Below are 26,832 nucleotides of genomic sequence, written 5' to 3'. Positions count from 1 at the left end.
ACCGTTTCCGGTCGGCGACGATCGTCCGTCCTCCCACCACCACGGAAAACCCGCCGGTGGTGTTCATCCCAATCGGCGGATCACCGCGGCGGGCAATATCTTCAGCGCCGGCGCCACCAGCGCCCAGGGCCACGACGGAACGTAGGCCTTGAACTTGCGCTTCTCGATGGCCGAGACCATGGCCCGAACACCGGTCGGGGTGTCGACGAGGAAGACGGGACGCTGTTTCGCACGCTCGTTCATCTCCGATTCGATATACCCCGGGTAGACGATCGACACATCCACACCGGGAACCCGTTCCGCCGCGATCCCCTCGGCCAGGGTCGCGACCCCGGCCTTGGTGGCGGCATAGGTGGTCATCGCCTTGGGCCAGCCGCGCAGCGCCGACATCGACGAGACCACCACCAGATGTCCCCCACCCTGGGCGCGGAACAGTCGCATGGCCGCCTCCATCTGCGCCAGCGCCCCGACGAAATTGGTCATGGTGGTCTGCCGGTTGGCGCGGTACCCACCGGTGCCGAGCGGTGTGCCCTTGCCCAGGCCGGCATTCACGATCACCCGGTCGATACGGCCCGATTCGGCAGCGAATTCGTCGAACACCCGGAACACCGCGTCGTCGTCGGTGACATCGAGTTCGGCCACCCGCACCCGAACCCCGGGAGAGGCGGCACCGATCTGCTCGGCGAGCTCGGCCAACCGGTCGGTGCGCCGCGCACACAATGCGAGATCGTATCCGCGCACCGCGAACTGACGGGCCATCTCCGCACCCAGTCCCGAACTCGCCCCGGTGATGAGGATCGTCCCTGCGCTCACTGTGTCCCTCCTGCCGGTCGCCTCCACGCCGTCGGTTCGGCTCATCGACCCTATCCGGTCGACCGCCTCCGCACGTCCACCGGCGAATCAGGAGACTCGCTCCGGGCGCACCAGCGGATCCAGCACCTGCCGGATCTGCCGCTGCGACGGACGACCGTATCGGCGCCCGGGGAGATCGTCGTCGGGAGCGTCCGCGGCGGCCCGGCAGATATCGGTTTCGGTGGACGCCGGGTCCGCGGAGAACCGTTCACCGTCGAGCTCGACACCGGTGAGCAGGCGTCCGGTGCGAGCCTCGTAGACACTCACCCGATAAACGGCGCGAAACAGGTTCAGGGTGCGTCCGACGGGATTCCCGCCGATGGGCCCGTACTGGCAGGTGCGAACCAGCGTTCCGGTGCGCGTCGCGGACAGGCAGGCGATGAGCTGCACGGACGCCGGCTCCTCTGGCCCCCACACCGGCGAACCGCCGATACCGGTCGACCGCAGATCTCCCGCGAGATACACCGGACTCGGTCCCGTCGAGGTGTAGGCGGCGGCGGTGGTGAACCCACGTGGCTCCGCACACATCCGCTCGTACTCCTCGATATCGAACCGGGCGATTCCGGATGCCGCGAATGCGGAGGCCACCAGCGCCACCACAACCAGCGCGCCGGCCGTCAACAGAGCGACCGGGCGACGCAGCGCCACTCCGATCACCGGCCACTCGGCGGCCCGGTCGAGCGGGCTCTCCCGATATCGGTCGGTCTCGGATACGGCGACGGACGGTGGGGCGTAGGCCGACGCAGGGGCCGGGGTATCGGGAGGATCGGCGACGTACGGCTCCGCCCGGTCCGTACCATCCTTCGGTTCCGGACGCCGACCGAGGCCGACCACGGTCGAGCGGACGGATCCGAACCACTCCCCCGCCTCGGCGACGAGGGTGGAGGCGGCGGCCGAGACGCTCTCGACGGCGCCGCTCCGCCGTCCGGAAGCCGACGCGACGGGTTCGGGGACGGGAGCCGCCTCTCGTGGTTCCGCGGTCGGGGCCGGGTGCGGGAGCCGGTCCTCGCCGGGGCGGGACGGTCCAGGGTTGCGGTCGACGACCGTTGACGCAGCGGCCGGACCGGGCCGACCGGTACCGGGTTCGAGCTCCGTTCCGCCCACGAGCGCGGGCGGTTCCTCCGCCGCGGGAGCGGTATTCCCGGCCACCGTTACGGCGCCGGATCCATCCACCTCGGAAACCGCATCCGTCGACCCGGACGGACTGCGACCGCCGCCCTCGGGCGCCGGCGACAGGTCCAACCGTTCGACACGGGTCACCCCTCTCGCTTCGTCCTCGGTGTTCGCCCACATCGCATCGGCTTCCCCCATCGCGGAGGGCTCCGCCTCTCCAGGGACGTCCGGCGACGCGACGTCGCTCGGGGCCGGGACGACAGGAGACGCCGCACCGGCTCCACCCGCGACCGCCCACGCCGGTTCCGGGGCGCCGACGTCCACCGCCGGGGCGCCCTCGACATCCGGGACGGGAGCCCACACCGGCATCGATGTGGGAAAGCCCTCGACCACCAGTTCTTCCGGGGCAGGAAGGTGTTCGTCGAGGTCGAGTATCTCGAAGGCCCTGATCACATCTTCGGCCCGCCACCGCACCGGGCCGGTCCGGGGACGCCGGAAATACTCCGTCAGCGCGGTGGACTGTCCGATGCGGACCAGGACGATATCGCTGCCGGGTCCCGGGCTCATCTCGTTCCAGGTGATTCGGGAACCGGTTTTGGGCACGAGCACGACCAGGATGTCGATCTCGTCGTCCAGGCCGTGCGGCCGGAAGCAGTTCCGCAATTCCGCGGCCTGTTTATGGGCCTGTATCAGCGGATTCGGCGCGGATTTCGACACCGCCAGATCGGCGGGCCGGTCACCCACCAGCCATCGTCCGGTATCGCGGATCTCCAGCGGCCCGTGCTGTACCGAACCGAACCCCCTGATCACGACCACCGTACAGCCGTGCGGGGTCCAGATCACCAGGTCGGCGGTCGAAGTGGCGGAGCGGCCACGGCGTGGTCGGGGTATGGGACAGTCGAAAACCGCCACACCGCCCGCTCGGGCGGAGCCGAGACCCAATTCGGTCACCAATCTGTGGACGAATTTCTCGACACCGGACAATGTCTCCGTGTCAGGCACGCGTATGATCACGGCGACTCCTCGGCACGACCCCGACAATCCGCGCACGCCAGCGGGACGCCAGGGATGTTTATCGAAATACCCTGGCGCCCAACAGGATCGGATGCGCCCCGATCAATGGTAGCAACGATGCGCGTGGTGCACGACCACCTGCTCACGTCCAGGGCACGGACACACCGGAATCGAGCGAAACCCGCATGTCATTCGGCGCGGCGGGGTAAATTCTGCGCACCGGAACCCCCTGGGACCGCTTCGCCGCTCCGCGGGTTCGTGGCCGCTTCGGGAGGAGCACCCTATGCCGCAGCCGCCATCCGTTCCCCTCGTTCTCGCCGAGGGTCCCATGGTCCTCGCCGAGAGCGAGGTACTGCGACTGAACGCCCGACCCGTCGACTACGCCCTGATCGCACTGTATTTCGTCTTCGTGCTCGGCGTCGGCTTCCTCGCCCGCCGAAAGAGCTCGTCGAGTATCGACTTCTTCTTGTCCGGCCGTTCCCTACCCGCCTGGGTGACCGGACTCGCCTTCATCTCGGCCAACCTCGGCGCGGTCGAGATCATAGGGATGTCGGCCAATGGCGCCGAATACGGTTTCCCCGCCTTCCACTACTTCTGGATCGGCGCGGTACCGGCCATGCTGTTCCTCGGCGTGGTGATGATGCCGTTCTACTACGGTTCGAAGGTGCGCAGTGTGCCGGAGTTCATGCGGCTCCGGTTCGGCACCGGAGCGCATCTGGTGAATGCGCTGAGCTTCGCCGTCGCGCAGATCCTCATTGCCGGGGTGAACCTGTATCTGCTGGGTTCCATCGTGAATGTGCTGTTGGGGTGGCCGCTGTGGGTGTCGGTGGTCGTCGCCGCGATGATCGTGCTGTCCTACATCACCCTCGGCGGACTGTCCGCGGCCATCTACAACGAGGTCCTGCAGTTCTTCGTGATCGTCGCCGCACTGCTACCGCTCACCCTGGTCGGCCTGCACCGCGTCGGCGGTTGGTCCGGTCTGCGCGAACGGGTCATCGCCTCACCGGGCGGTGCGGCGCAGTTGGATTCCTGGCCCGGTAACGCGCTCAGCGGATTCGCCGACGATTTCCTGTCCGTGCTCGGTATCACGGTGGGGCTGGGATTCGTGCTGTCGTTCGGCTACTGGACCACCAACTTCGTGGAAGTACAGCGAGCACTGGCCACGCATTCCATGGCCGCCGCCCGGTGCACGCCGATAATCGGCGCGTATCCGAAGATGCTGATCCCGCTGATCGTGGTCGTGCCGGGCATGATCAGCGCGGTGCTGGTGCCGCAGATGGCCGAGTACAAACGGGCGGTGACCGCGAACCCGGATATCGACAGCGACGTCACCTACAACCATGCGCTGCTGTATCTCATGAAAGATGTGCTGCCCAACGGGCTGCTCGGCGTGGGGCTGGCGGGGCTGCTGGCCGCGTTCATGGCCGGTATGGCGGCCAATATCTCCGCCTTCAACACCGTGTTCGGCTTCGACCTGTGGCAGCAGTACGTCGTCCGGGACCGGCCGGACGGCTACTATGTGCGGGTCGGTCGGCTCGCCACCGTCGGCGCCACGGTCGCGGCCATCTTCACGGCGTTCATCGCGAGCGGGTTCGGCAACATCATGGATTACCTGCAAACCCTGTTCAGCTTCTTCAACGCGCCGCTGTTCGCCACCTTCATCCTTGGCATGTTCTGGAAGCGGATGACGCCGGCTGCCGGTTGGTCCGGCCTCGTCGCCGGAACCGGCTCGGCCGTGGTGGTATTCGTCCTGCACGAAATGGAAGCATTCCATTTGTCCGGTCAGGGCGCCAGTTTCGTGGCCGCCGGCACAGCATTCGTAGTGGATATCGTGGTCAGCGTCACCGTTACGGCGGGGACCACCCCCAAACCCGCCACCGAACTCGTCGGCCTCGTCTACTCGCAGACCCCGCGCGAACAACGCATCGATCCCGAGGCCGCGACACTGCCCTGGTATCGGCGACCGATTCCGCTCGCGGCCATCGCAGCGATCGTGGTCATCGCCCTCAATATCGCCACGGGATAGGAGATCACCGTGCTCTTTGACATCCGGACCGTTATCGGCGTGCTGCTGACGTGCTACGGCGTGATCCTGGTGATCGTAGGTCTGGTCGACAACCCCGCCGCGCGGGATGGTGAGACCGGCGGTGTGAACGCCAACCTGTGGGCGGGCGTGGGAATGATCGTCGTTGCTGTGACCTTCGCGGTGTGGGTACGACTGCGTCCGGTCCCGGACCCGCCCGCGGCATCCGCCCCGGACGGGTCCGAGCCCACCGAGTGACAGCGGGTCGGCTCAGTCGGGGAACCCGAGGGAGAAACCGACCGCGATGATAACGGCACTGACCAGACCTACCACTACGATGATCCACATACTCCGGGAGCGTACGGAGTCCACACACGCGCTCGACCACTGGGACCCCGGCTATTGCTCGGCCGCACCGGAAGCGGTGGCTACGGAACGACCTCCACCACGTCTCCGGGTTCGAGATGATGGTAGAGCGCGATCGCACCCTCCTGTGTCATCCGCACGCAGCCGTGCGATTTGTGTTCGACCGGTCCCACGTGGAATGCGATATCACCGTTGAAGAACACGGCGTAGTGCATGGGAGCGTGGTGCATGGTGCTCCAGTGATACGGCCGCTTGAACGAGACGCGGAACACCCCGGGCGGGGTTTCGTAGCCGGGCATACCGTGCGAGACCGGGGTCGGGCCGTAAACCACTTTTCCACCGTCGAGCAGCCACAGCTCGTTCGTGCCCAGGCGCATACAGGCGCGGGCCGCGGACGAGCACGGCGCGACCGTCGGGATGATCGCCGGAACACCCGGAACATCGGGGCCGTTCGGCCACAACGGGTCCGCCGCCGCGGGAATCGAAAGCACCGATCCGGATACCGCGACACCGGCGAGAACCGCGGTACGAACCATCCGACCGAAGAACAGCCTGTTGCTCATCGAGTACCGACTCCTCACCGGGACGCGCACCACCGGGACGGGCGGCGGGCGTCCACTCGGAACGAATATCGGATAACCGAACATCGGATAGCACCGATGGTCACCCGATACTTACCGCCACCGGCCACGACTACCACCGACGCAGCGGATTCGATTCCGAACAGCGACCCAATCGAGCCACGACGGGTATGTCACGGTCTCCGTGCGCTCACCAGCTGTCGGCCGGGGTGAAACGGTGCCGCAGCCGCCGACGCCGTTGGTAGAACACCTCCTCCACGGAGACCTCCGGCACCTGTTCGACGATCCCGGGCAGCGACTGTTCCAGTCGGAGCTCGGCGATTCGGCGATGGACCCCGGCCCGCCGCTCCGGGGACAGGGTCGCCCATACCGTACCGATGCGGTACTGGCTTTCCCGGGCGCCGGCGGCGAGGATGCGTAACAGCAACTGCCACAGATCGCCCTCGGTGGCGATCGAGGGCAGGGCGGTCAAGGACTCGGCCGGCAGCCGGGAGATCAATTCGACGATGTGCTGTTGCCGGTCCGGGGAGCGCTCGGCCAGCGCGAGCAGCCCGCGCCACGGATCCGCCCGATCCTGGGCGCCGACCCCCGACACCAGGGCGGGGAAGACGACGGTATCGGCGAACAGCGGGTTCATCGCCATCGTGCCCAACGCGGACAAACTCAGATGACCGGTGAAGGTCATCACCTCGGCGACGGCGCCCATTCGAATGACGTTCACGAGGAAATCTCGGATGCCCTCGGGCGTGCCGACGGAGAAGATGATGTCCCCGATGCCGGCGATCACATCCGGTTCGCAGCGCCCGAACACCGATATCGCCGCGTATTGCAGTTCGGTTGACCCCTCGAGCACGGTCTGCACCATGCGTGGGATGCGCTGGAACCGACCGCCCAGCAGTTGGCGCAGGATTCTGCTGACCGCGGGCGCGGAGTAGGCGTTCGCGACGGAGAATATGATGCCGACATCGTCCCGGACCCCGGCCTCGATCGCCTCGACCAACCGCGGTGAGGCGAATTCCAGGAACGGACCGGCCGTGACGTAGTCCTTGCGGGCCAGTATCTCGTTGAGGATCGCCACCAGCGGATCGGATGCCATGATGTCGCCCAGTTCGCCGAGGGCCCGGGGGTCGACGTAGGGCGTGCAGTCCGCGGCGTATTCGGTTTTGAGCATGGTGAGCGTTTCGGCGGCCGCATCCGGATAGTCCACGCCCACCGCGCCGGCGGCGCGGCCGGTCATCATCGGCGGCACGACCCGCTGGACCAGCGGCAGCGAGATGCGCAGCGGAATGATCGGGATCAGTCGACCGATCCGTTTGAACATCTCGCCGTGGTATTCGTAGATGCGCGCCGAAAACCGTTGCACCAGTTCGTGCAGGTGCTCGTCGCCGAGGCGTTCCAGATAGGCGATCCGCTCGACGGGCACATGTAGGGTGCGCGCCAACAGGACCAGCTGTGCGTGCGTGACCAGATCGCTCATTTCTCGAGCAGATCCCCGAACATGATCCTGCGTGTGATCGCCTTGAACGGGCCGGGATAGAACCGGATCATGCCGTCGACGGCCTCGATGAGCAGTTGCTTCTCCCGCTGCTGCGCGTCCCGGAACAGCGACAGCAGGTCCGCCATTTCCGCTTCGGAGAGCATTTCGGTGGCTGCCGTGGGGCCGTTCAGTTCGTGGACGAGTTCGGTTTTGGCGCTCATTCCGCTCCTGTGTATCGCTGCCTGCCGGCAGCCCGGATCACCCGGTCCCCGGCATATCGAGTTCTCGGTACCCGTCCGTGTTCGGCGGGTATGCAGAACCCTGCCCGCAGTTTGCCGGCACCGCAGCACTTCGGATACCGGTGTGACCGTACTGTAAGCGAGCACGGGGCGACACCCTCGTCCGATATATGGTTCGGACAGCTGTCCGAACCGGTGGGGCGCCGCCCCGACTCCCGAAGGATCTCGCGGGGCTCAGACCTGCTCGCTCGACGCCCACATATTCGACAGCAGCCGATGACTCGGGGTGTCCGACAGGGACTGTGAGGATTCGTAGATGCGTTGGTAACCGGTGGCGGCGATTCGCCACACCCCGTCGGCATCGCGGCGGTAGCGGTCGGTGTAGTACCCGGCGCCACGGATCAGCACACCGTATTCGGTGGCGATCACCGTGTCCTCGAACAGCCAGCTACCGGTGGCGGTGTCACCGTCGACGGTGATCTCCGGATGATTGGCCACATGGGTGGAGACGATGGACGGGCCGAGGTTGCCGCGCATGAAATCGACGACCGCCTCGCGGCCGGTGAAGATCAGCGGCTCCCCCATCGCATGGGTGCCGTAACGCCCGTCGACGTCGACGGTGAGGGTATCGGCGAATTCGTCCCACTGTTTCAGGTCCAAGGTCCGGAAGTACCGGTACTTGAGGCGGCGGATGGTTTCGAGTGCCACGAGGTCCATGGGATCAGACTCGCACGCACACCCCGACACGGCAAGAACATGTTCTAATTTTATGGCGCGGGGACGGTCACCGATCCCTTCGGAGTTCCGGGGACCCCGCCGAACCGGACCTGGTGAATCCAGGACCGGACCTACTCGGCGAAGGCTTGTTCCAGACCGTCGAACCAGGCCGCCTCCTCCACCAGACGGGCGCTCCGCCAACCGTCCGCGGTGCGGATCAGATCGTGGTTGTACCAGCCGCCGCAGGTGAACTGCCTACCTTCCGACACGATCATCGGGTTGAAGAACATCGCCCGCACCGTTGCACGATCACCGTCGAGCCGCACATCGATATTGGAGACGAAATGTTGGGTGCGGCGGAACAGCCGCAACTGCTCGGCCAAGGCCGCCACCACCGTCTCGAGATCACCACTGGGCCCACCCGCGGCGCTGTAATCGATTTGCGCGTCCGGAGTGAAAACCGTGCGGTAGAGGTCCCAGTCCCGACTGTCGACGGCATGCGCGTACCGGGTGAACAGATCGGTGATCTCGATCCGGTCGGCGAGTGTGTGTAGATCCATTCCGCCATACAAGCGCACCGGGCGCGAGTCCGCCATCCCCAACCGCGCGATACGAAGTCATCCGCCGCGCCGAAGCAGCCGCCGCCACCACGAATACCGCATCGGCGGCTCCCCCGTCGGCGTCGGCGGCCGGGTGGGCGGCGGAGGCGCGAGGCGTGGCTCCCGCCCACGCCGGCGGCGCCACTGTCGAACGATCTCGTCGGCGTCCACCGGGGAGAGGGGGATATGCGGGCCGGTCGGCATGCGCAGCCATTCCACGATCCGATGGTTGAGCGCGGAAACCTCCTCGCGCACCTGCTGTTCGGACCGCAACTCGGCCACCGTTTCCGGCAAGCGTTCCACATCACGACGCAACAGCAGCGACGCGGGTAGCAGCGCCTCGCCATCCACCCCTTCCCGCCGCAGGTATTCCTTCAGCCACCAGTCCTCGTCGTAATAGGGGTTACCCGCACCGGGGAGGGGTTTGCCGGCCCCGCGCAAGTTCTCGAACTCGCCACGTTCGGTCGCCTCGCGGATCTTGCGGTCCACCCAGGACTCGAAACCGATGTCCGGTGGTTTCCGCTCCGTCATTGCCGCACCCCCTCACCCGGTGGTGGCGCTCATGCCCCGCTCTTGGATGCGCTCCGAGCCGCCTGCGCCCGGCGACGCTCCCGCTCGGCCTGCATCTTGGCGATATCCTGTTCCAGCATATCCGCCACCCGGTACTGACCGGTGTCATAGGTGCTGTTGGGTCGGAAGATATGCGGGTAGGCGGCGACGATACTGCCATCGTCACCGGACCCCGAGTTCTCCGCGCCGTTCGCGCCCGGGGTCGACGAGCCGGCGGCCGATTCGGATACCGCGCCGGAACCGGCCACCGATTCGGCGGACCCGGCCGAATTCTCCGACGCGCTCGCCTTCCCCGACCGGCCTCCGGACTTCTTCGACGCGGAGGACGATTCGGTGGACGAAGTGGACTTGGCCGATGCGGAACGACCGGTCTTCTTGGCGGGTGCCGGCGTGCCTTCCGCGGCACCGGAGGCATCCGCTCCCGCACCGGCGGTCGACTTCTTCGCGGCTGTCGACCCACCGGACGAAGCGCTGCGCGCAGTGGCGCTCTTCGATGTGGTGCGGGTCGTCGACTTGGCCGAGGTGGCCTTCTTCGCCGGCGGCGCCGGGGCATCCGTGGCACTCAGCGGCGGAGACCAATCCGCGAGCTGTTCGTCGAGAGGCACATCGGCCTTGAGTTTGGCCGCGGACTTGGTGGACGAAACACCATCGGCGGCACTCAGCAGGTCGTCCAACGACAATGTCGTCGAGCGACCGTCGGTCCCCGCGGAGTCGGTGAACCGCGCCGAACCGTTCGCGCCCGAGAAGGCATTCCGCGTCGTGCCGCCGCTCGGCGCCGCAGCCTCCTTGCTCGCGGAATCGGCGCCCGAACTCGCGGACTCCGCCGTTTCGGGCTCCTCACCGGCCTCCTCCGCGTCGACGATATCGACGTACTCGTCGGATTCCGACGAGGAGGCCTCCTCGAGCTCCCCGTAACTCTGTTCCGGAAGAGCCTGCGCCGCATCGGCCGCCGCGCTCAGGTGGTAGCCGACCCGGGGCAGGGTGCGGCGGATCTGTTCGGCCGGGTCGGGCAGATCCCGGACCTGCTCGGTGGCCCGCGCGATGGCCATACCGTACCGGGAGCTCACCGCCTCGTGGATGAGCAGCGCAACACCGATCATCACCGGAGCGACCGCGTGCACGGCAACGTCATACCAGTTGCCGGCCTGGATATAGGGGTAGGTGTTCAACCCGACGGTGAGCGACAGCAGGGCGAGCTCGGCGGCCACGACCTGACCGCGACTGTCGAGCACCTCCCATTCGGAGACCTTGCTGGTACCGATCATGATGATGACCAGACAGACGCTGATCATCGCCTCCAGCAGATAACTGAACCAGAACAGCGGATCGGTCGGTCCGGTGGGCGCGATGTTCTGCTGGACATTGACCGCCGACCACAGCATGCCCGCACCGACCACACCGGCCAGTGCGCGCAGCGACCAGGCGCGGTGCCGGTACAGCGATGCGAGTTTGGCATGGGGACTGGATTCCCGACGCTGTGCGGCGATCGCCTTGCGTGCGATCAGCAGATCTCGCATATCGGCCTTCTCGATCTCCTGGGTGGTCTGTCGGGCACGATCGGCCGCCGAGGCCGCCGCCTGGATCTCCTTCCAACGTTGTTCGCGTTCCTGTTCGCGAATACGTTCGGCCAGTTCGCGCTCGGCTTGCAGTTCACCCTCGGACAACGCCTCGGTCAAGGCGGGGTCGAACTGGTAGGCGAGCCGCCGGCGAGCTTTCTCGACTCGCCGCGCCAGCTGCGTGACATCGTCTTCGACCGGGTGCTCGACGGATTGCTCGATGGTCATCTCGACTCCCGACCGGGGAGGTACGACGGCAGACAGGTAATCACGCGGCGCTACGGTACCGCGCTTTCCCCGCCGACGCATAGTGGTAGTCCCAATACCGAAAGCGACCGTACCCGAAGAGGACATCGATATCGGACCGACCACTCCGGTGATCACACCCTTCGAGACGACAAAACAGCAGATCACCGGTGCCGATGAGGTATTCACGACGGATCGGACGGACCGGCCGCGCGCCGTCGTCGGGGAAGCAGGTCGAGGATGCGCTCGCGGTGGCCGAAAACCTCGGCCGAACGGTCGACGGTGTCGTGTGGTGGGTATTCGGAGTGTTTGCCGGCGAGGAATGATCACGACCGCTCGGCGCCGACCGGAAATAGGGCGGAGATCACATCCGCATGGATATCGTCGACGAAGATTACTCATCGGTAGTGAACTTCTCGCGAATCGCTTTCTCCCCCAACGGCCGCCGGGGTGGCACCCGTCCTCCACGAAGAGAACGGTTCGGAATTTTTCGCCGCGGCGGCGGTTTCCCCTATCGAGCTTCCCATCCCCTATGGACGAACGGCCTGAACACGATAGGCCTGAACACGATAGGACTGTCTTGCCTCTCGATATCGGTGTCATCCTGCCCACCTCCACCCCCGACCCGGCGCAGCCGATTCTCGGCGATATCCGCGCCGCGGCACGGCTCGCCGAGAACTTCGGCCTCGACTCGGTGTGGTCGACCGACCATCTGGTGGCCAGTGCGCCGATACTGGAGAGCACGGTCGTGCTGTCCACCGCCGCCGCGGTGACCGACCGCATCCGGGTCGGCTACGGGGTACTGCTGCTCGCGCTGCGCCCGGTGGCGTGGGCGGCGAAACAGATCGCGACTCTCCAATACGTCTCCGGTAACCGGCTGCTGCTCGGAGTCGGCACCGGCAATCCGGTCCACGGCGATATCGGTTGGCGCGCTGCGGGCGCATCGTTCGCCGAACGGGGCCGACACACCGATGAGGCGCTCGCAGCCCTACCGGATCTGGTGGCGGGCCGGGCCACGACGCTGCCCGACGGGACAGAGGTCGCCCTGACACCGGGCTCCGATATGCCGCCGGTGCTCGTGGCCGGCGACGGCCCCCGGGCCCGCCGCCGCGCCGCGGCCTATGCCGACGGTTGGATCGCCCTCGGCCTCGGTCCCGATGCCCTGCCGGCCGCGGTCGCCGAACTGACGCGCTTCGCCGACGAATACAGCAGGCCCACACCGGCCGTCACGATTGTCGCTCCCGCGCTCTCCGACGACCCCACCCGCGCCGCCGAGCAATTGGCCGAGTACGCGGCGAACGGCGTCGAGCGGGTGATCATCGCCCCGGACGGGCCGGATTGGGAACGCCGCTACGAATACGCGGCGAAGGTGAAACGGGCCATCTGAGCCGAAACCCGGCGACACGGCATACCTCTCGGCGTCGTCCATGTCGGTTACGGCGCGAGATCGAGCAGCCCGGACGGAGCCGGACCCGTCCGGACAGGACTCCCACCGGGACGCACCCGAAGACGCCGCGCCGACGGTATCTCCGGATCGCGCGGCGCCAGGGGAGCGAATCGTCGGTCGAATACCACTGCCGCTCGCCATTGCCTTCGTTTCGGGGCCGTTGCGTTTCGGGGCTGTTGTGTTTCGGGGCCGTTGCGTTTCGGGGCCGTTGTCACAGACATGCGGGATCGTTCGCGCGGCGATCGCGGAATCTGTCGAGCGGTGACGGCAGCGGAGCACGGGCCTACCGTGGTGTGATGATGATTTCCGCCGGTAGCGCCGGGTGGGTGCCGGAGACGTGTACCCTGCCCACCACGGAACAGCCGATTCGGATCGGCGAGTTCGACCGTTTCTTCGCCGAGTCGGCGCGCAGTGTTCGCCGACCGGAACCGACCCGCCTCGAGCTCGTGGTGGATCCCGTCGCCGAATCGGTCGCGCGGGATCTGGCGGCGCGGGAGTCGAGCTGCTGTTCGTTCTTCGCCTTCGATTTCACCGTCACCACCGATGGTCTGGTGATGGGAGTCGAGGTTCCCGATGTTCGTATCGATGTGCTCGACGCATTCACCACGCGGGCGCACAACGCGATCGCGAGTGCCCGATAACCGGGCTGCGCAACAGCGGACCCGCCGCGCCCATACAGCACCTCGTCTTGAAGGTTTCGCGGCATTGTCCTGCCGGTATCACCGGAGAGATTCAACCGATGGTTCAACGATACGGTTGAATGCCATGGACCCGGCCGACAGGAATCCGACGATCGAGCTCGATATGGCCGAACTACGCGAGGTCACCCGCTATGCCGTGGCCTGCGCGGAACCCGCCTTGACGATCTTCCACACCGCCCGCCCCGAGGACGAGCGCCCACGAGTCGCGATCGATGCCGCGCGGGCCTTCGCGGACGGAGCCGAACGAACCAAGGCGATTCGAGACGCCGCGTGGGATGCGCACCGGGCGTACCGAGCAGCGCGTGAGACAGGACAGGCCGCCGCGAGTGAGGCCGCGCGAGCGGCCGCCGCCGCGGCGGGGGCGGCGTTTCTCCACCCCCTCGCGAAAGCGACCCAGGTTCTGCACATCCTCGGTTCGGCCGCACACGCGGCCCGGTCTTTCGAACTCGCCGCCGGCGACGACCGCACCGTCGGCGCGGAGCACATGACGAAGGCCCGGATTCTGGCCGGCCCGGTCGTGGTGGCCGTGCTGATGCGTTATCCGAACGCTCCCGCCGGCCATGGTCGTGTGGGCGAGCTGGCGCGGGAACTGGACGCCTCGTTGCGGTGCGCGGCGACCGGTCGTCAACCGATCACCGAACACCGGTCGGGCGTTATCGCGCGCCGCGACCACCGTGCCGGGCCCATCCGCTCCTGGAGATGACGACCGTGCGCGGAGGCGCGGGACGAACCACGAGGCGTGTCCGGTCATCCCGGATGGGGTGATAGGTGCTGTGCTGCTTTCGCATATCGGTACCGCCTTTCGAAAAAGTCCACGACGCCGGGGAACCGGATCTCCGGCGGGATCGCGCCGCATCACACGCGGTCGAACCAGGTGATCTGCGCCCCGTTGCCGAACTCCTGCCGTCGGGTGACCGCAAACCGGGTGGGTTGGAACCTGCCGGTGAAGGCGCTGATGCCGTCGCCCGCGATCACCGGGTAGCTCTTGATGATCAATTGGTCGATCTCGTCGATGAGTTGAGCGGCCAGGTTTCCACCGCCACAGAGCCAGATGTCCAGACCCTCTTCCTTCTTCAGCTGCCGCACCAGCTCCGCCGGATCGGTGTCGACAACCGTCACCTGTGGATTGTCCACCGGAGCGAGAGTGCTCGAGAAGATGTACTGCTTCATGTGGTCGTACGGACTGGTGACGCCCGCCGCGAGCGCCGGTTCGTAGGTGCCACGGCCCATGACCACGGTGCCCCAGGCCTTGTTCGGCGTATCGATCGGCATGCCGACCTGCTCACGGAGGTGGGTGGGTATGGACTCCGGGTAATACTCGGGGCCCCAGGCCATCATGTCCTCGCTCACCGGATAGAAATCGAACTCACCTTGCGGACCCGCGATGTAACCGTCGAGGGAGACCCCCACGTAGTAGACCAGCTTTCGCATGTTTACCACCTTATTTGTAGTACTATACTTGAAGTAGTTTCAACGTAGTACTACAGATGGAGTGGTGTCAAGTGGTTCGTACGAATCCGGAGCGTCGACAGGCCTTACTGGATGCATCGATCGAGGTCCTGGCCCGCGAAGGCGCCCGCGGCCTGACCTTCCGCGCAGTGGACAAGGAGGCGGGGGTGCCCACCGGGACTACCTCCAACTACTTCACCAACCGCGATGACCTCCTCGTACAGGTGGGAAACCGTTATTACGAGCGACTGGTCCCCGACGCGACGGTCATGGCCGAACTACACGGGCCGCGCACCCGCGAAACCGTCGCCGGACTCATGGCCGAGGTGGTGGACCGCGTAACCCGCTTCCGCACCGGCTATCTCGCGCTGCTCGAACTCCGACTGGAAGCCACCCGACGCCCCGAACTCCAGGCCCTGCTCACCGAACGAGTGCGCGCCGATCTGGATTTCAATATCCGCAATCACCTGGAACACGGAATGCCGGGCGACGAGGACACCGTCACGATCCTGTATCTCGCCCTGAACTGGCTCATCCTCGAACGGCTCACGCTCCCGGAGATCTTCGACGAGAAGCGAGCGGCGGAGCTGGTGCATACGGTGGTGGAGCGCGTAATCCCCCGCTGACGCTCGGCTCCGCGGTCCTGTCCCCGATACCTGCCACCGACCTTTGCTCCGGCGGGCCGCGACGCAGGGGCGAACGAACACCCGGGCGCCCCTGCGAAAACGGGCCCGGAAATATCTCACGAAGCGTTTTCCGGAACGGTGAGTGGCTGCACGAGTTTGCCGGACATGACCGTGGTGACGAACCCGGGGATGGCGGGCGCGAAGATCCGGAGATAGGTGTCGATCCATTCGGGGCGGGAGGTGAGGAACGGATAGTCGGTCGGAGCCATATGGCGGACGGCGAGCATCGGCAAGGGCGCGTCGAGCGCCGGGAATGCCGGATTGTGCAGCCCGGGATAGGTGCACCCCGGATAGAACTGGCCGAGCATCAGGCCTTTGTCGACGAACCTGGTTTTCAGGTCGCGTTGGACGGTGTCGATGGCCGCGTGGTCGGTGAGGTCGGGAAAGACGGCGAGGACGGCTTTGAACTGCGAATCGGGTGGATCCCGCGGCGGTAGGGAGGGGAACAGGTCGTACAGATCGTCGACGATATCCTCGAGCCGCTGGACGCCGATATCACAACCGTCGACGAACGCGGCCCATAGGTACCGACGCGCGATGGCGTGACTGGTGTAGGGACAGACAGGACCGGGGCGACCGAGGTCCGGGTGGGGTCGGCACAGGTAATCGCGAGCCCATCGGCGCAGCTCGGCCGCTCGGGGGTGTTCGATGGCCTCGGTTTCCGAGTCCGGAGCGAAAAGACCGGTCGGCTCTACACCGGAACGTGTTCCGAGGATTCGGTCGGTATTCATGAGCAGCCTGTCCTTGTCGAGTTGGGGTGCCCCGAAGAGAGCATGGGGGTGCGGCGGAAATATGTGTTCAGCGCGAGTGCGATTGCGCGGAGCACCTCGGGGTCGGTCATCTGTTCGTGTCGGGTGGGAACGCGATGCTCGGTGATGGCGCCGAGGATGTGTTCGTTCCATGCTCGGGACGGAGAGGGACCGGCGTCCGGGTCGCCGGCGGTGGCCCGGAAGTAGAGCAGATCACCGTCGAAACGCGCCGGGCGATGCTCGCGGGTGAGCTCGATGAGCCGGGTGTAGTCGCGATGCAGGGTCTCCAGATGTTCAGGGGCCAGGGCGGTGAAAAGTCCGCCCTGCCGGTGGAGCAACTCGGTCGCGGCCTCGACGGTGAGGTCGGCGGGAATCAGGGGTGCGGCAACACCGGCGAATTCGGTGAGCGCGTCCGCGAGGGTCGGCACGGGAACATGGGCGCCGCGCGCGTCGACCACACGAGTGTCCATCATGGCGAGTGTGGCGACGGGCTCACCCGCGCGGCGGAGTTGCACGGCGATCTCATGTGCGATGGTGCCGCCCAACGAGTAACCGAGCAGGTGGTACGGGCCGTGTGGTTGGACGGCCCGGATCTCCGCGACATAGCGACCGGCGAGTTCGGTGAGGGTGTCGAACCGCGCGTCCGGGTCGGTCAGTGCCGGGGATTGCAGTCCGTGGACGGGACGTTCGGGGTCGAGGTGCTGCACGAGACCGCTGAAACCCCAGGCCAATCCGATGGCCGGGTGGACGCAGAACAGCGGCGGGTCCGTACCCGCGGCGCGTAGCGGGAGCCGGACCGCCAGCGCGTCGTCGGGTCCCTGCTCCTCGAGACCGCGCTGCCGGGCCTCGATACGGCGGGCCAGCGATTGTGGTGTCGGGTCGGTGAAGACCCAGTGGATCGGCACATTCACCCCCGTTGTCTCCTCCAGGCGCGCCACCAGTTGGATGGCGGCCAGGGAATTGCCGCCGAGATCGAAGAAACCGTCGTCGAGGCCGGTCCTTTCGAGCCGGAGGGTGTAGGTGAAGGCCGCGCAGACGGCGCGCTCCAATGGGGTGGACGGCGGCCGGAACCGTGCGGGCCGCCGATCCGGCACGGGCAGGGCCCGATAGTCGAGTTTCCCGGTGGAGGTGAGCGGGAGCCGATCCAGAACCAGGATGGCGGTGGGGATCATATGGGTGGGTAGTCGGCTCGCGAGGTATGTGGTTATCGCGGCGGTGTCGGGCGTGGTGTTCGGCGCGGGGACGATATAGCCGGTGAGCCGGTCGGCGCCGACGGGTCCGGTGTGCACGGTGACCGCGGCATGGGTGACGTCGGGGTGGCCGCGCAGCGCGGATTCGACCTCACCGGGTTCGATGCGGTTGCCCTGGACCTCGAGTTGCCGATCGCTGCGCCCCCGGTATTGCAGGGTGTGGTTGGCGGTCCAGGAGACCAGGTCGCCGGTGCGATACATCCGGGTTCCGGCCGGCCCGTACGGGGCGGGAACGAACCGGGCGGCCGTCAGCCCGGGTTGCCGATGGTAGCCGCGGGCCAGACCCGGGCCGGACACATACAGTTCGCCGACCACTCCGGTCGGAACGGGACGTAGCATGCGATCGAGCACGACGACGGTGAATCCCCGAACGGGACCGCCCATGGGGATGGGGGTGTCGGTGACCGTGGTGAGCGGATCGTCGGCACAGCTCACCACCGTGGTCTCGGTGGCCCCGTAGCTGTTGATCAGCGTATGGTCACGCGTCCAACGGCGAGCCAGCTCCGGTGGGAACGGCTCGCCCCCGGTGATCAGGGTCCGGAGACCGTCGGGGTATGTCGCGGCGAGCAGGGTCGGGGTGAGGGCGGCGTGGGTGACGTGCTCGGCGGCGACCAGATCCGCCAGTTCGGTGCCCGCACCCACCGGGGTGGGAGTGAGGACCAGGGCGGCTCCGGCGGCGGCCGCACCGACCCATTCGAGAATCGAGACGTCGAAGGTCGGTGGGGAGGCGGCCAGAACCCGGGAATCCGGAGTGATGCCGAACCGTTCCCGCGCCTCGGCGGCCAGGTTCGCTACCCCGGTGTGGGTGACCATCACCCCTTTGGGGGTCCCGGTGGAACCCGAGGTGTAGATCAGGTAGGCCGGATGCTCCGGTCGCAGCGGAACCGTTCGTTCGGCGTCGGTGATGGTGGTCGTGGCCGCGGCGGACGCCGCCGTGGTGAAGGAGGAGCCATCGAGGTCGAGCCATTCGATGGTGTCCGGTAGCCGGTCGCGGTACGACTCGTGGGTGAGCCCCACGACGGCACCGGAATCCGTCAATACGGTCGTATTGCGGGCATGGGGTCGGGTGGGGTCGATCTGCACGAACGCACCACCGGCCTTGGCGATCGCCCATACGGCGATCACGGCGTCGACGGAACGCGGCAATGCCACGGCCACCACCGATTCCGGTCCTGTTCCGGCTGCGATCAGGACCCGCGCCCACCGGTTCGAGGTTTCCTCGAGTTCCCGATAGGACAGCCGGATGCCGGTGCCGACCACGGCCTCCGCGTCGGGCCGCGGCGTGGCCGTCAACACCCGCGGCAGTACCGATATCGCCGTGCCACGGCGGCCGCGTACGGGTACCAGCGCGTCCCGCTCGGCCGGGGTGAGCAGCCCGAGGCGGGCCACGGGCAGGTCGATGTGGTCGATGATGGTGTCGAGCACCCGCAGCACCCGGTCGGCGAGGGCGTCGACCGTGGAGCGGCCGAGCAGATCGGGCAGATGTTTGAAGGTCAGGTGCAGACAGGTGTCGTGGTGGACGATCAGCCCGAGCGGATAGTGTGCGGCGTCCCGCCCGTGGACGTCGAGGATGCGCATACCGGCGATATCGGTGTCCTCGGACAACCCGGACCGGTCGATCGGGTAGGACTCGAACGCCATCACGGTGTCGAACATGGCCCCGGGACCGGCGACCTGCTGGATTCGGGCGAGCCCCAGGTGGTGGTGGTCGAGTAACACGGCCTGTTCGGCCCGGATGCGGCGCAGCAGGTGGGCGAGGCTTTCACCGTGGTCCAGCCGGACCCGTACCGGAACGGTGTCGATGAACAGCCCGATCATCGATTCGATGCCCGCGACCTGCGCCGGGCGTCCGGACACAGTGGTGCCGAACACCACGTCCTCGCGGGCGGTCGCATTGGCCAATACGATCGCCCAGGCGGCCTGAACGATGGTGTTGAGCGTGACCTCCTGTCTGCGGGCCGCGTCGACCAATGCCGCGGTGCGCCCTTCGCTCAACCGCACCCGCACTTCGCGGGCGGTGGTGGTGTACCGGCGCGCGCGATCCGCGGATGCCAGGACGGTGGGCTCGGACACACCGTCGAATGCCCGTGCCCATACGGTTTCCGCCGCCGCCCGATCCTGGGCCTTCAGCCACACCAGATAGTCACGGAAGGGGCGCCCCACCGCGGATACCTTCGGGTCGCTGTCGCAGGCGTAGAGGGTCAGCAGTTCCCGGACCAGCAGCGGGGTGGACCAGCCGTCGATCAGGATGTGATGCATGCTCAACAGCAGGCGGTAGCGCTGGGCGTCGATACCGATCAAGGTCATGCGGAGCAGCGGCGGCACGGTCGTGTCGAAGCGGTCGCGGCGGTCGGCCGCCATGAGATCGTCGAGAGCGGAGGCGATATCGGCGCATTCGGTCAGATCGATCCGAGTGAACGGCACATCGACGTGCCGGGGCACCACCTGGACCGCTTCGGCCACACCGTCGGGTACGAAGGCGGCCCGCAGATTCGGGTGCCGATCGAGCAGCGCCCGCGCGGCGCGCCGCAGCCGGTCCGCGTCGACGTGGCCGCCGAGGTCCAGGCACAGTTGCACCACATAGGCGTCGCGCGCATGGGCCTCGGGCGCGCCGTCGGCGAGCCGGGCGTGGAACAGCATCCCGGCCTGCAACGGTGTGAGCGGCCAGATATCCACCGGCGCCGGATACCGGTGCTCGATCCGGTCGATGGTGTTCTGATCGAGCGCGACGAGATCGAGATCGGAGGGGGTCAGGCCGCCGGTATCGGGTCGCGAGGCGTACGTGGCCAGCGCGGCCACCGCATCGCACCACAGGTGCGCGAGTTCGGCGACCTCGGCGCGGGTGAGCGGGCCGGTGGGGTGCTCCCAGGCGGCGGTGAGCATCGGCCCGTCCGGGGTGTCCGTGATGAACGCATTGACACCCAGCAGGGACGCCACGACCGCATCGGGGTCCTGGACGCCACCGCCGTCGGTTCCGCCGCCCGCGGGCATCCACCCACTTTCACGTAATGCCGTGGGAACGGTGTCGAATCGGCCCAGATAGTTGAAACTCACCTGGGGTGTGGGCAGCTCCCGCAGTATGCGCGCGGTCTCGACGTTGAGATAGCGCAGCAGTCCGTAACCGATCCCGTGACCGGGGATTCGGCGGAGCTGTTCCTTGACCGATTTGATCACCGTTCCGGCGGCGGCGCCGGCAGCGAAAGCATCGTCGATTTCGATACCGGACAGATCGAGCCGCGCCGGATAGGTGGTGGTGAACCAGCCGACGGTGCGGGTCAGGTCCGCGCCGGGAAGCACCGTGTCGCGACGGCCGTGGCTCTCGAGGGTCAGCAGTGTTTCGGACCCGGTGTCGCCACGGCGTTTCCGCCATCGCGTCAGCGCCAGCGCCAGCCCCGCGATCAGGGTTTCGTCCACACCGGTGTGGAATGCCTCGGGCACAGCGGTGAGTACGGCACGGGTCACCGTGGGCGGTAGTGCCACCTCGGTGGTCGCCACGGTGGCCTGCACATCCACGGCCGGATCGATCGGACGGGTCCCGATCGGCGGATCGCCGATATCGAGGGTGGAACGCCACCAGTCGCATTCGTCGAGTTTCTCCGCGGCGGTGTGTAGGGCGTGGGCCCAGCGACGCATGGATGTGCCGACCGGCGCGAGTCGCGGTCGTTGGCCGGCGCACACCTGCGCCCACGCCATCGCGAGGTCGGGTACCAGAATCCGCCACGACACACCGTCGACCACCAGATGATGCGCGACGACCAGCAACCGTCCCGGTCGTTCGGCCCGGTCGAGCCACACCAGTTGCACCATGACGCCCGCGGTGGGGTCGAGGCGCTCGGCCGCCGAGTTCGCCTCGGCGGCGGCGAACTCGGCGAAGGCGTCGCTGTCCGGTTCCGCGTCCACCGGCGCCCGTCGAATGAGCCCGGCGGCGCATACCGCGGTCGGCCGCACCTGCAACGACCACCCGGCATCGGGTCCGGGATTCGGGCACAGCCGAGCCCGCAACATATCGTGGTGATCGAGCACCGCTTGTACGGTGGTGGCGATTCCGCCGGCGTCGATGCCGGCCGGCAGGGTGAGCATCACCCACTGGCAGAAACGGTCGAAGCCGCCGCGCTCGAGCATCCAGCACATGATCGGGGTCACCGGAACCTGCCCCACACCTCCGCCGGGCAGTTCCGCCGGCAGGGGGGGCGCCGCGGTGTCGGCTCGACCGGCCGTTTCGGCCAACTCGGCGACGGTTCCGTGGTCGAAGACATCCCGCACGGAGAACACCACGTCCGCCGCCCTGGCCCGATTGACCAGTTGAATCGCCATGATGCTGTCGCCGCCCAGGGCGAAGAACGAATCGTCGGCCCCCACCTCGTCGAGCCCGAGCACCTCCGCGAAGAGCTTCGCCAGTGTGGTCTCAACCTCGGTGGCCGGTGGGCGAGAGTCGGAGCGGGGGGAGAAAACCGGTTCGGGTAGGGAGGCGCGGTCGAGTTTGCCGTTCACCGTCACCGGTAGCGCGTCGAGCACCAGAACGGTCGCGGGAACCGTATGCGGGGCCAACCGCTGCCGGAGGGCGGTCAGTATCGCGGACGGGTCGAGTTCGACACCGGGCTCGGGCTCCACATACCCGACCAGCCGATCACCGGTGGTCGTACCCCGGTGCACGGTCGCCGCCGCACGCATCACTCCTGCACAGGCCAGCAGGGCCGATTCCACCTCACCGAGCTCGATACGAAAACCACGGACCTTCACCTGGAAATCCGCTCGCCCCACGAACTCGAGCGTCGGGTCCCCCGCCGGGGACCGCACCCAACGCACCAGATCCCCGGTCCGGTACATCCGCTGCCCCGGCTTCCCGAACGGGTCGGCGACGAACCGGGAGACCGTCGGACCGACCCGGTTGCGGTAGCCACGAGCCAAACCCGGGCCCGCGATGTACAACTCACCCACAACCCCGATCGGCACCGGTCGCAGCCACGGGTCGAGTACGAGCTCACCGATACCGCGGATCGGACTACCGATCGTCACGGCCGCACCCGCCGTCATCGGGGTGCTGGCATTGGTCTGAATGGTGGCCTCGGCGGGACCGTAGGTATTGGCCAGTTTCCGATCCCGCGCCCACCGGGACAACAACTCCGGCGCGGGCGCCTCACCACCGAGTACCACGGTCTGCAGGTCTTCCAGCCCGGTCGGGTCGACCGTCGTCAAGGCCGCCGGCGTCATGGCCGCGTGGGTCACCCGCTCCCGTGACAGCAGCTGCGCCAGCTCGATTCCGCCGTAAACGGTCGACGGCGCGACCACCAGCTGCGCGCCCGTCGTGAACGCCCACAGATATTCCAGGACCGCCGCGTCGAAACCCGGGGACGCGGTGTGCAGCACCCGCGCACCCGGTCCGGCGCCGAATCGCGATCGTTGGTCGGTACTGAGATTCGCCAATCCCCGATGCGGTACCACCACACCCTTCGGTGTCCCCGTCGACCCGGAGGTGTAGATCACATACGCCGCCTGATCGACCCGTACCGGTAGTGTGCGCTGCGCGTCGGTAATCGGCGTCGCCGGTGATTGCGCTACCTCCGCCGCCACCGTCGGCTTGTCGAGAACCAGCCACCGCACCGATGTGGGGAGCCGGTCCCACCACTGCGACAAGGTGATTCCCACCGTCACATGTGAATCGCTCAGCATGTATGCGATCCGATCGGCGGGGTAGTTCGGGTCCACGGGTAGGAATGCCGCCCCCGACTTCGCCACCGCCCACACCGCGAGCACCGATTCGACCGATCGGGCCAACCCCACCGCGATGGTCGATTCCGGTCCCATACCACGTCGTATCAGCATGTGGGCCAACCGGTTCGACTCCGCGTCCAGTTCGCCGTAGCTCCATCGGCGGTCCTCGCACACCACGGCGGTCGCGTTCGGGTCCTTCGCCACGGCCGCGGCCAACAACTTCGGCAACACCCGCGCCGGTGCGGCCGATGTACCCGAGACCGGAGCCAACTCACGGTATTCCGCCGGGGAGAGCAGATTCAGCCGGGCCGTGGGCCGGTCCGGTTCGGCGGCGACGATGTCGAGCACCCGCAGGACCCGATGCAGGGTCGCGTCCATCATGGCGTGGTCGAAGAGTTCCGGCAGGTACTTGATGGTGAGATGCAGTCGTGTGTCGACGTGGGCGACCACCCCCACCGGATAGTGCGCGGCGTCGACCCCGGTCACATCGACCAGTCGCAGACCGGCGATATCGGTGTCCGCGGTCAGCCCGCCACGGTCGACCGGATAGGACTCGAACACCGTCATCGTGTCGAACATCGCTGCCGAACCCGCCACGCGCTCGATCTCGGTCAGGCCCACATGGTGGTGTTCGAGCAGCGCGGTTTGCTCCGCCTGGATCCGGTCGAGCAGCTGTCCCACACTCTCGCCGGTGTCGAGACGGACACGCACCGGCAATGTGTTGACGAACAGCCCGATCATCGCTTCGATGCCCGTCAGGTGCGCCGGCCGGCCGGAAACCATGGCTCCGAAGGTGACATCCGTTCGGGACGTCCACGCACCCAATACGATCGCCCACGCCACCTGGATCACGGTGTTGAGGGTGATTCCGCGTGAGCGCGCCAGCTCGGTCAGAGCCGCGGTCTGCTCTTCGGTCAGTTCGCCGCGCACATCGCGGGATTCGGTGTAGCGGCGACCGGAATCGGATGTGGCCACCAGGGTCGGTTCGTCGGCGCCGGCGAATACCCGGGCCCAGACATCGAGCGATGCGGACTGGTCCTGCCGGGCGAGCCACCCCAGATAGTCCCGGTAGGGGCGGATTCGGGGCAGTGCCGTGGCGTCGCCGTCGGTGGCGTACAACACCAACAACTCCCGCACGAGCAGCGGTGTCGACCAACCATCGAGCAGCAGGTGATGATTGGTCAGCACCAGGCGGTAGTGCTCCGGACCGATGGTGACCAGCATCCAGCGCAGCAGCGGGGCACGGGACGGGTCGAACCGGGTCGCGCGATCCGCGGCCATCAGGCGACGCCACTCATGATCCCGGGCGCGCTCATCCGCGGCGGACAGATCGAGTTCCGTCCACGGCGCCTCCACCCCGTCGACGACCACCTGCACCGGCCCGATATCGGTGACGAACGCGGCACGCAGATTCGCATGCCGGTCGAGCAGCGTCCGCCCGGCCCGGCGCAGCCGTTCCGGGTCCACCCGACCACGCAGTTCGAGGACCAACTGGACCGCATAGGCGTCCACCGATTCCTCGGCCAACAGCGCGTGGAACAGCAATCCCTCCTGCAACGGTGTCACCGGCCAGATATCGCTCAGGGTCGGATACCGATCCTCGAGTCGTTCGATCTCGGACTGTTCGAGCCGCACCAGCTCCAGATCCGACGGTGTTCGTCCCCCGATACGATCGGCCGCCGTCGCCAATGTGGTCAGTACCCGACGCCACGACTCGACCACCTCACGCACCCGGTCGGCGGTGAGCACCCCGGTCGGATACGAACAGGTCGCCCGTAGTCGCGGCCGCTCGCCGTCGTCCAGGACGAGCGCATTGATATCGAGCACCGCCGATACCGGCATCTCGGGGTCACGCGCACCGGTGAACTCGGCACCCGGGACATCTTCACCGGCGCCGACCGGGAGCCAACCGACCGGCCGGGTTCCGTCGGGAACCCCGGTGGGGATACGGCCGAAGTAGTTGAACCCGATCTGCGGAGTCGGCGCGTGCTCGAGTATCGGCCGGGTGTCCTCGTTGAGATAACGCAACATCCCGTAGCCGATACCGTGGTCCGGTACGGCGAGCAGCTGTTCCTTCACGGACTTGACCGCGACCCCCAGGGCGGGCCCGCCCGCGTACGCCTCGTCGAGGTCGACACCCGACAGATCCAGTCGCAGAGGGAAACTCGTCGTGAACCAGCCCACCGTCCGGCTCAGGTCCGCGCCCGGGAGCACATGCTCTTCACGGCCGTGTCCTTCCAGACCGATCACCACATCCGTCGCAGCGACGGCCGTATCCGAGCCGTGCTCACGTCGCCACTTCGCCACCGCCACCGCCAGGGCGGCCAGCAGCCCGTCGGACACACTGCCGTGGAATACCGCGGGCACGGTGGTCAACAGCGCACCCGTCACCTCGGGGGGTATATCGATTTCGACCGTGTCGGTGGTGGCGGTCACGTCGACCGCGGGGTCGAGGGACCGGGAGCCGATCACCGGGTCGTCGCCGGAGATCATCGCCTGCCAGAACGCGAGCTCGGCGGCCCGCTCCGAGCTTTGGGCGGCCTCGACCAGACCATGCGCCCACCGACGCATCGATGTTCCCACCGGGGCCGGTTCCGGTGGCTCCCCGGAGTCGATTCGCGCCCATGTGGCCGCGAGATCCGGTATGAGCACCCGCCAGGACACTCCGTCGATCGCCGTATGGTGCACCAGCACCAGCGCCCTGCCCGATTCCGCGGTGTCCGCCGGGTCGAACCAGACCACCTGCACCACGATTCCGGAGCCCGGATCGAATCGGTCCGCGGCGGCGTCCAGTTCGGCCGCCGCCGATGCGCGGAATTCGGCGCTTCCCGGTTTGCCCACCATCGTCACCCGGTGGACGACATCATCGGCTCGGATCGAACCGACCGGCAGGGTTTCCCACGTCCAGCTGCCGTCGGCCGCCGGGTACAGCCGCGCGCGCAACATATCGTGTCGATCGAGGACCACCTGAATCGTGTCCGCCAGGCGTTGCCGGTCGATTCCCGGGGGCAGCCCCAGCAGCACCGCCTGGGAGAAGCGACCGAACCCCGACTCCGCCCGGTCGAGCAGCCGGAGGATGATCGGGGTGAGCGGGATGCGTCCCACCCCGCCGCCGGGGAGTTCCGCCGGAAGTGGGGTCGTCGCGGCGCTGTCGAGCGCGGCGACCTCGGCCAATCCGGCAACCGTCCTGCGCTCGAACACATCACGCGCGGTGAACACCACCCCCGCCGCCTTGGCCCGGTTGACCAGCTGAATCGACATGATGCTGTCGCCGCCGAGGGTGAAGAACGAGTCGTCGAGCCCCACGGTATCGGTGTGCAGCACCTCGGCGAATATCTCGGCGATGGTGTGTTCGAGTGGGGTGCGGGGCGGCCGGAACGGCGTGGTCTCGGTGAACACCGGCTCGGGCAATGCCTTGCGGTCGAGTTTGCCGGTGGAAGTGAGACAGATGTGGTCGAGCACCATGATCGCCGAGGGGATCATAT

The 26,832-nt window shown here is 67.2% G+C and carries 18 protein-coding genes; 6 read left to right on the top strand and 12 right to left on the bottom strand.

From position 1 onward, the window contains the following. Window positions 1-63 precede the first annotated feature (63 nt). Together ON32_RS25700 and ON32_RS25695 are read right to left on the bottom strand one after the other, a co-directional pair. Window positions 64-858 (bottom strand): SDR family oxidoreductase, encoded by a 795-nt coding sequence (locus ON32_RS25700; protein WP_217998119.1) that lies wholly within the window; start codon window positions 856-858, stop codon window positions 64-66. 42 nt (window positions 859-900) lie between these two features. Further along, window positions 901-2,979, bottom strand: a complete 2,079-nt coding sequence (locus tag ON32_RS25695; protein WP_157224370.1) for a hypothetical protein — start codon at window positions 2,977-2,979, stop codon at window positions 901-903. Window positions 2,980-3,307: 328 nt separating this feature from the next. On the opposite strand from ON32_RS25695, the gene ON32_RS25690 reads away from it, so the two are divergent. After that, window positions 3,308-5,005: a sodium:solute symporter family protein gene (locus tag ON32_RS25690; RefSeq protein WP_040793669.1), complete on the top strand. Its 1,698-nt coding sequence runs from the start codon at window positions 3,308-3,310 to the stop codon at window positions 5,003-5,005. Window positions 5,006-5,014: 9 nt separating this feature from the next. Next, a complete protein-coding gene (locus ON32_RS25685) occupies window positions 5,015-5,260 on the top strand; it encodes a hypothetical protein (protein WP_040793615.1) in 246 nt (81 codons plus the stop codon). 170 nt (window positions 5,261-5,430) lie between these two features. Here ON32_RS25685 and ON32_RS25680 read toward each other — a convergent pair whose 3' ends face one another. The 7 genes from ON32_RS25680 to ON32_RS30390 form a co-directional block, all read right to left on the bottom strand. Then, window positions 5,431-5,931, bottom strand: coding sequence for a L,D-transpeptidase (locus ON32_RS25680; protein WP_051133698.1), 501 nt, complete (start codon window positions 5,929-5,931; stop codon window positions 5,431-5,433). A 208-nt stretch (window positions 5,932-6,139) separates the two neighbouring features. Further along, window positions 6,140-7,426, bottom strand: a complete 1,287-nt coding sequence (locus tag ON32_RS25675; protein WP_040793614.1) for a hypothetical protein — start codon at window positions 7,424-7,426, stop codon at window positions 6,140-6,142. After that, complete coding sequence (locus ON32_RS25670) at window positions 7,423-7,647, bottom strand: hypothetical protein (protein ID WP_040793613.1); 225 nt, start codon at window positions 7,645-7,647, stop codon at window positions 7,423-7,425. The genes ON32_RS25675 and ON32_RS25670 overlap by 4 nt, the downstream gene beginning before the upstream one ends. Window positions 7,648-7,899: 252 nt before the next feature. Next, entirely contained in the window at window positions 7,900-8,382 is a 483-nt protein-coding gene (locus ON32_RS25665) for a nuclear transport factor 2 family protein (RefSeq protein WP_040793612.1), read from the bottom strand. 131 nt (window positions 8,383-8,513) lie between these two features. Further along, a complete protein-coding gene (locus ON32_RS25660) occupies window positions 8,514-8,942 on the bottom strand; it encodes a nuclear transport factor 2 family protein (protein WP_040793667.1) in 429 nt (142 codons plus the stop codon). Window positions 8,943-8,999: 57 nt separating this feature from the next. Continuing rightward, on the bottom strand, window positions 9,000-9,512 hold the full coding sequence (locus ON32_RS25655; RefSeq protein ID WP_040793611.1) for a DnaJ family domain-containing protein: 513 nt from the start codon (window positions 9,510-9,512) through the stop codon (window positions 9,000-9,002). A gap of 29 nt (window positions 9,513-9,541) precedes the next feature. Beyond that, window positions 9,542-11,335, bottom strand: coding sequence for a hypothetical protein (locus ON32_RS30390; RefSeq protein ID WP_051133689.1), 1,794 nt, complete (start codon window positions 11,333-11,335; stop codon window positions 9,542-9,544). A 598-nt stretch (window positions 11,336-11,933) separates the two neighbouring features. Between ON32_RS30390 and ON32_RS25645 the strand changes: the two genes are divergently transcribed. From ON32_RS25645 to ON32_RS25635, 3 genes are all read left to right on the top strand, one after another. Then, window positions 11,934-12,740 (top strand): LLM class flavin-dependent oxidoreductase, encoded by an 807-nt coding sequence (locus ON32_RS25645; protein WP_040793610.1) that lies wholly within the window; start codon window positions 11,934-11,936, stop codon window positions 12,738-12,740. A 356-nt stretch (window positions 12,741-13,096) separates the two neighbouring features. Beyond that, window positions 13,097-13,441: a hypothetical protein gene (locus tag ON32_RS25640; RefSeq protein ID WP_040793665.1), complete on the top strand. Its 345-nt coding sequence runs from the start codon at window positions 13,097-13,099 to the stop codon at window positions 13,439-13,441. 124 nt (window positions 13,442-13,565) lie between these two features. Further along, window positions 13,566-14,204: a putative immunity protein gene (locus tag ON32_RS25635; RefSeq protein WP_217998118.1), complete on the top strand. Its 639-nt coding sequence runs from the start codon at window positions 13,566-13,568 to the stop codon at window positions 14,202-14,204. Between the two features lie 152 nt (window positions 14,205-14,356). On the opposite strand, the gene ON32_RS25630 is transcribed toward ON32_RS25635, so the two are convergent. After that, window positions 14,357-14,932 (bottom strand): dihydrofolate reductase family protein, encoded by a 576-nt coding sequence (locus tag ON32_RS25630; RefSeq protein WP_040793609.1) that lies wholly within the window; start codon window positions 14,930-14,932, stop codon window positions 14,357-14,359. A 71-nt stretch (window positions 14,933-15,003) separates the two neighbouring features. Between ON32_RS25630 and ON32_RS25625 the strand changes: the two genes are divergently transcribed. After that, the gene (locus tag ON32_RS25625; protein ID WP_040793608.1) at window positions 15,004-15,576 is read left to right on the top strand and encodes a TetR/AcrR family transcriptional regulator; all 573 of its coding nucleotides are present in this window, start codon (window positions 15,004-15,006) and stop codon (window positions 15,574-15,576) included. 116 nt (window positions 15,577-15,692) lie between these two features. Here the strand turns inward: ON32_RS25625 and ON32_RS25620 are convergent, their stop codons facing one another. Both ON32_RS25620 and ON32_RS25615 read right to left on the bottom strand, forming a co-directional pair. Then, window positions 15,693-16,367, bottom strand: a complete 675-nt coding sequence (locus ON32_RS25620; protein WP_051133687.1) for a DUF6875 domain-containing protein — start codon at window positions 16,365-16,367, stop codon at window positions 15,693-15,695. Then, entirely contained in the window at window positions 16,364-26,812 is a 10,449-nt protein-coding gene (locus tag ON32_RS25615) for a non-ribosomal peptide synthetase (protein WP_217998117.1), read from the bottom strand. Before ON32_RS25615 ends, ON32_RS25620 begins: the two co-directional genes overlap by 4 nt. Between the last annotated feature and the right edge of the window lie 20 nt (window positions 26,813-26,832).

The organism is Nocardia paucivorans NBRC 100373, assembly GCF_000308675.1.
Taxonomy (GTDB): domain Bacteria; phylum Actinomycetota; class Actinomycetes; order Mycobacteriales; family Mycobacteriaceae; genus Nocardia; species Nocardia paucivorans.
Note: the sequence above shows the minus strand (reverse complement) of the source record. Positions and strands in the feature narration are given on the sequence as shown.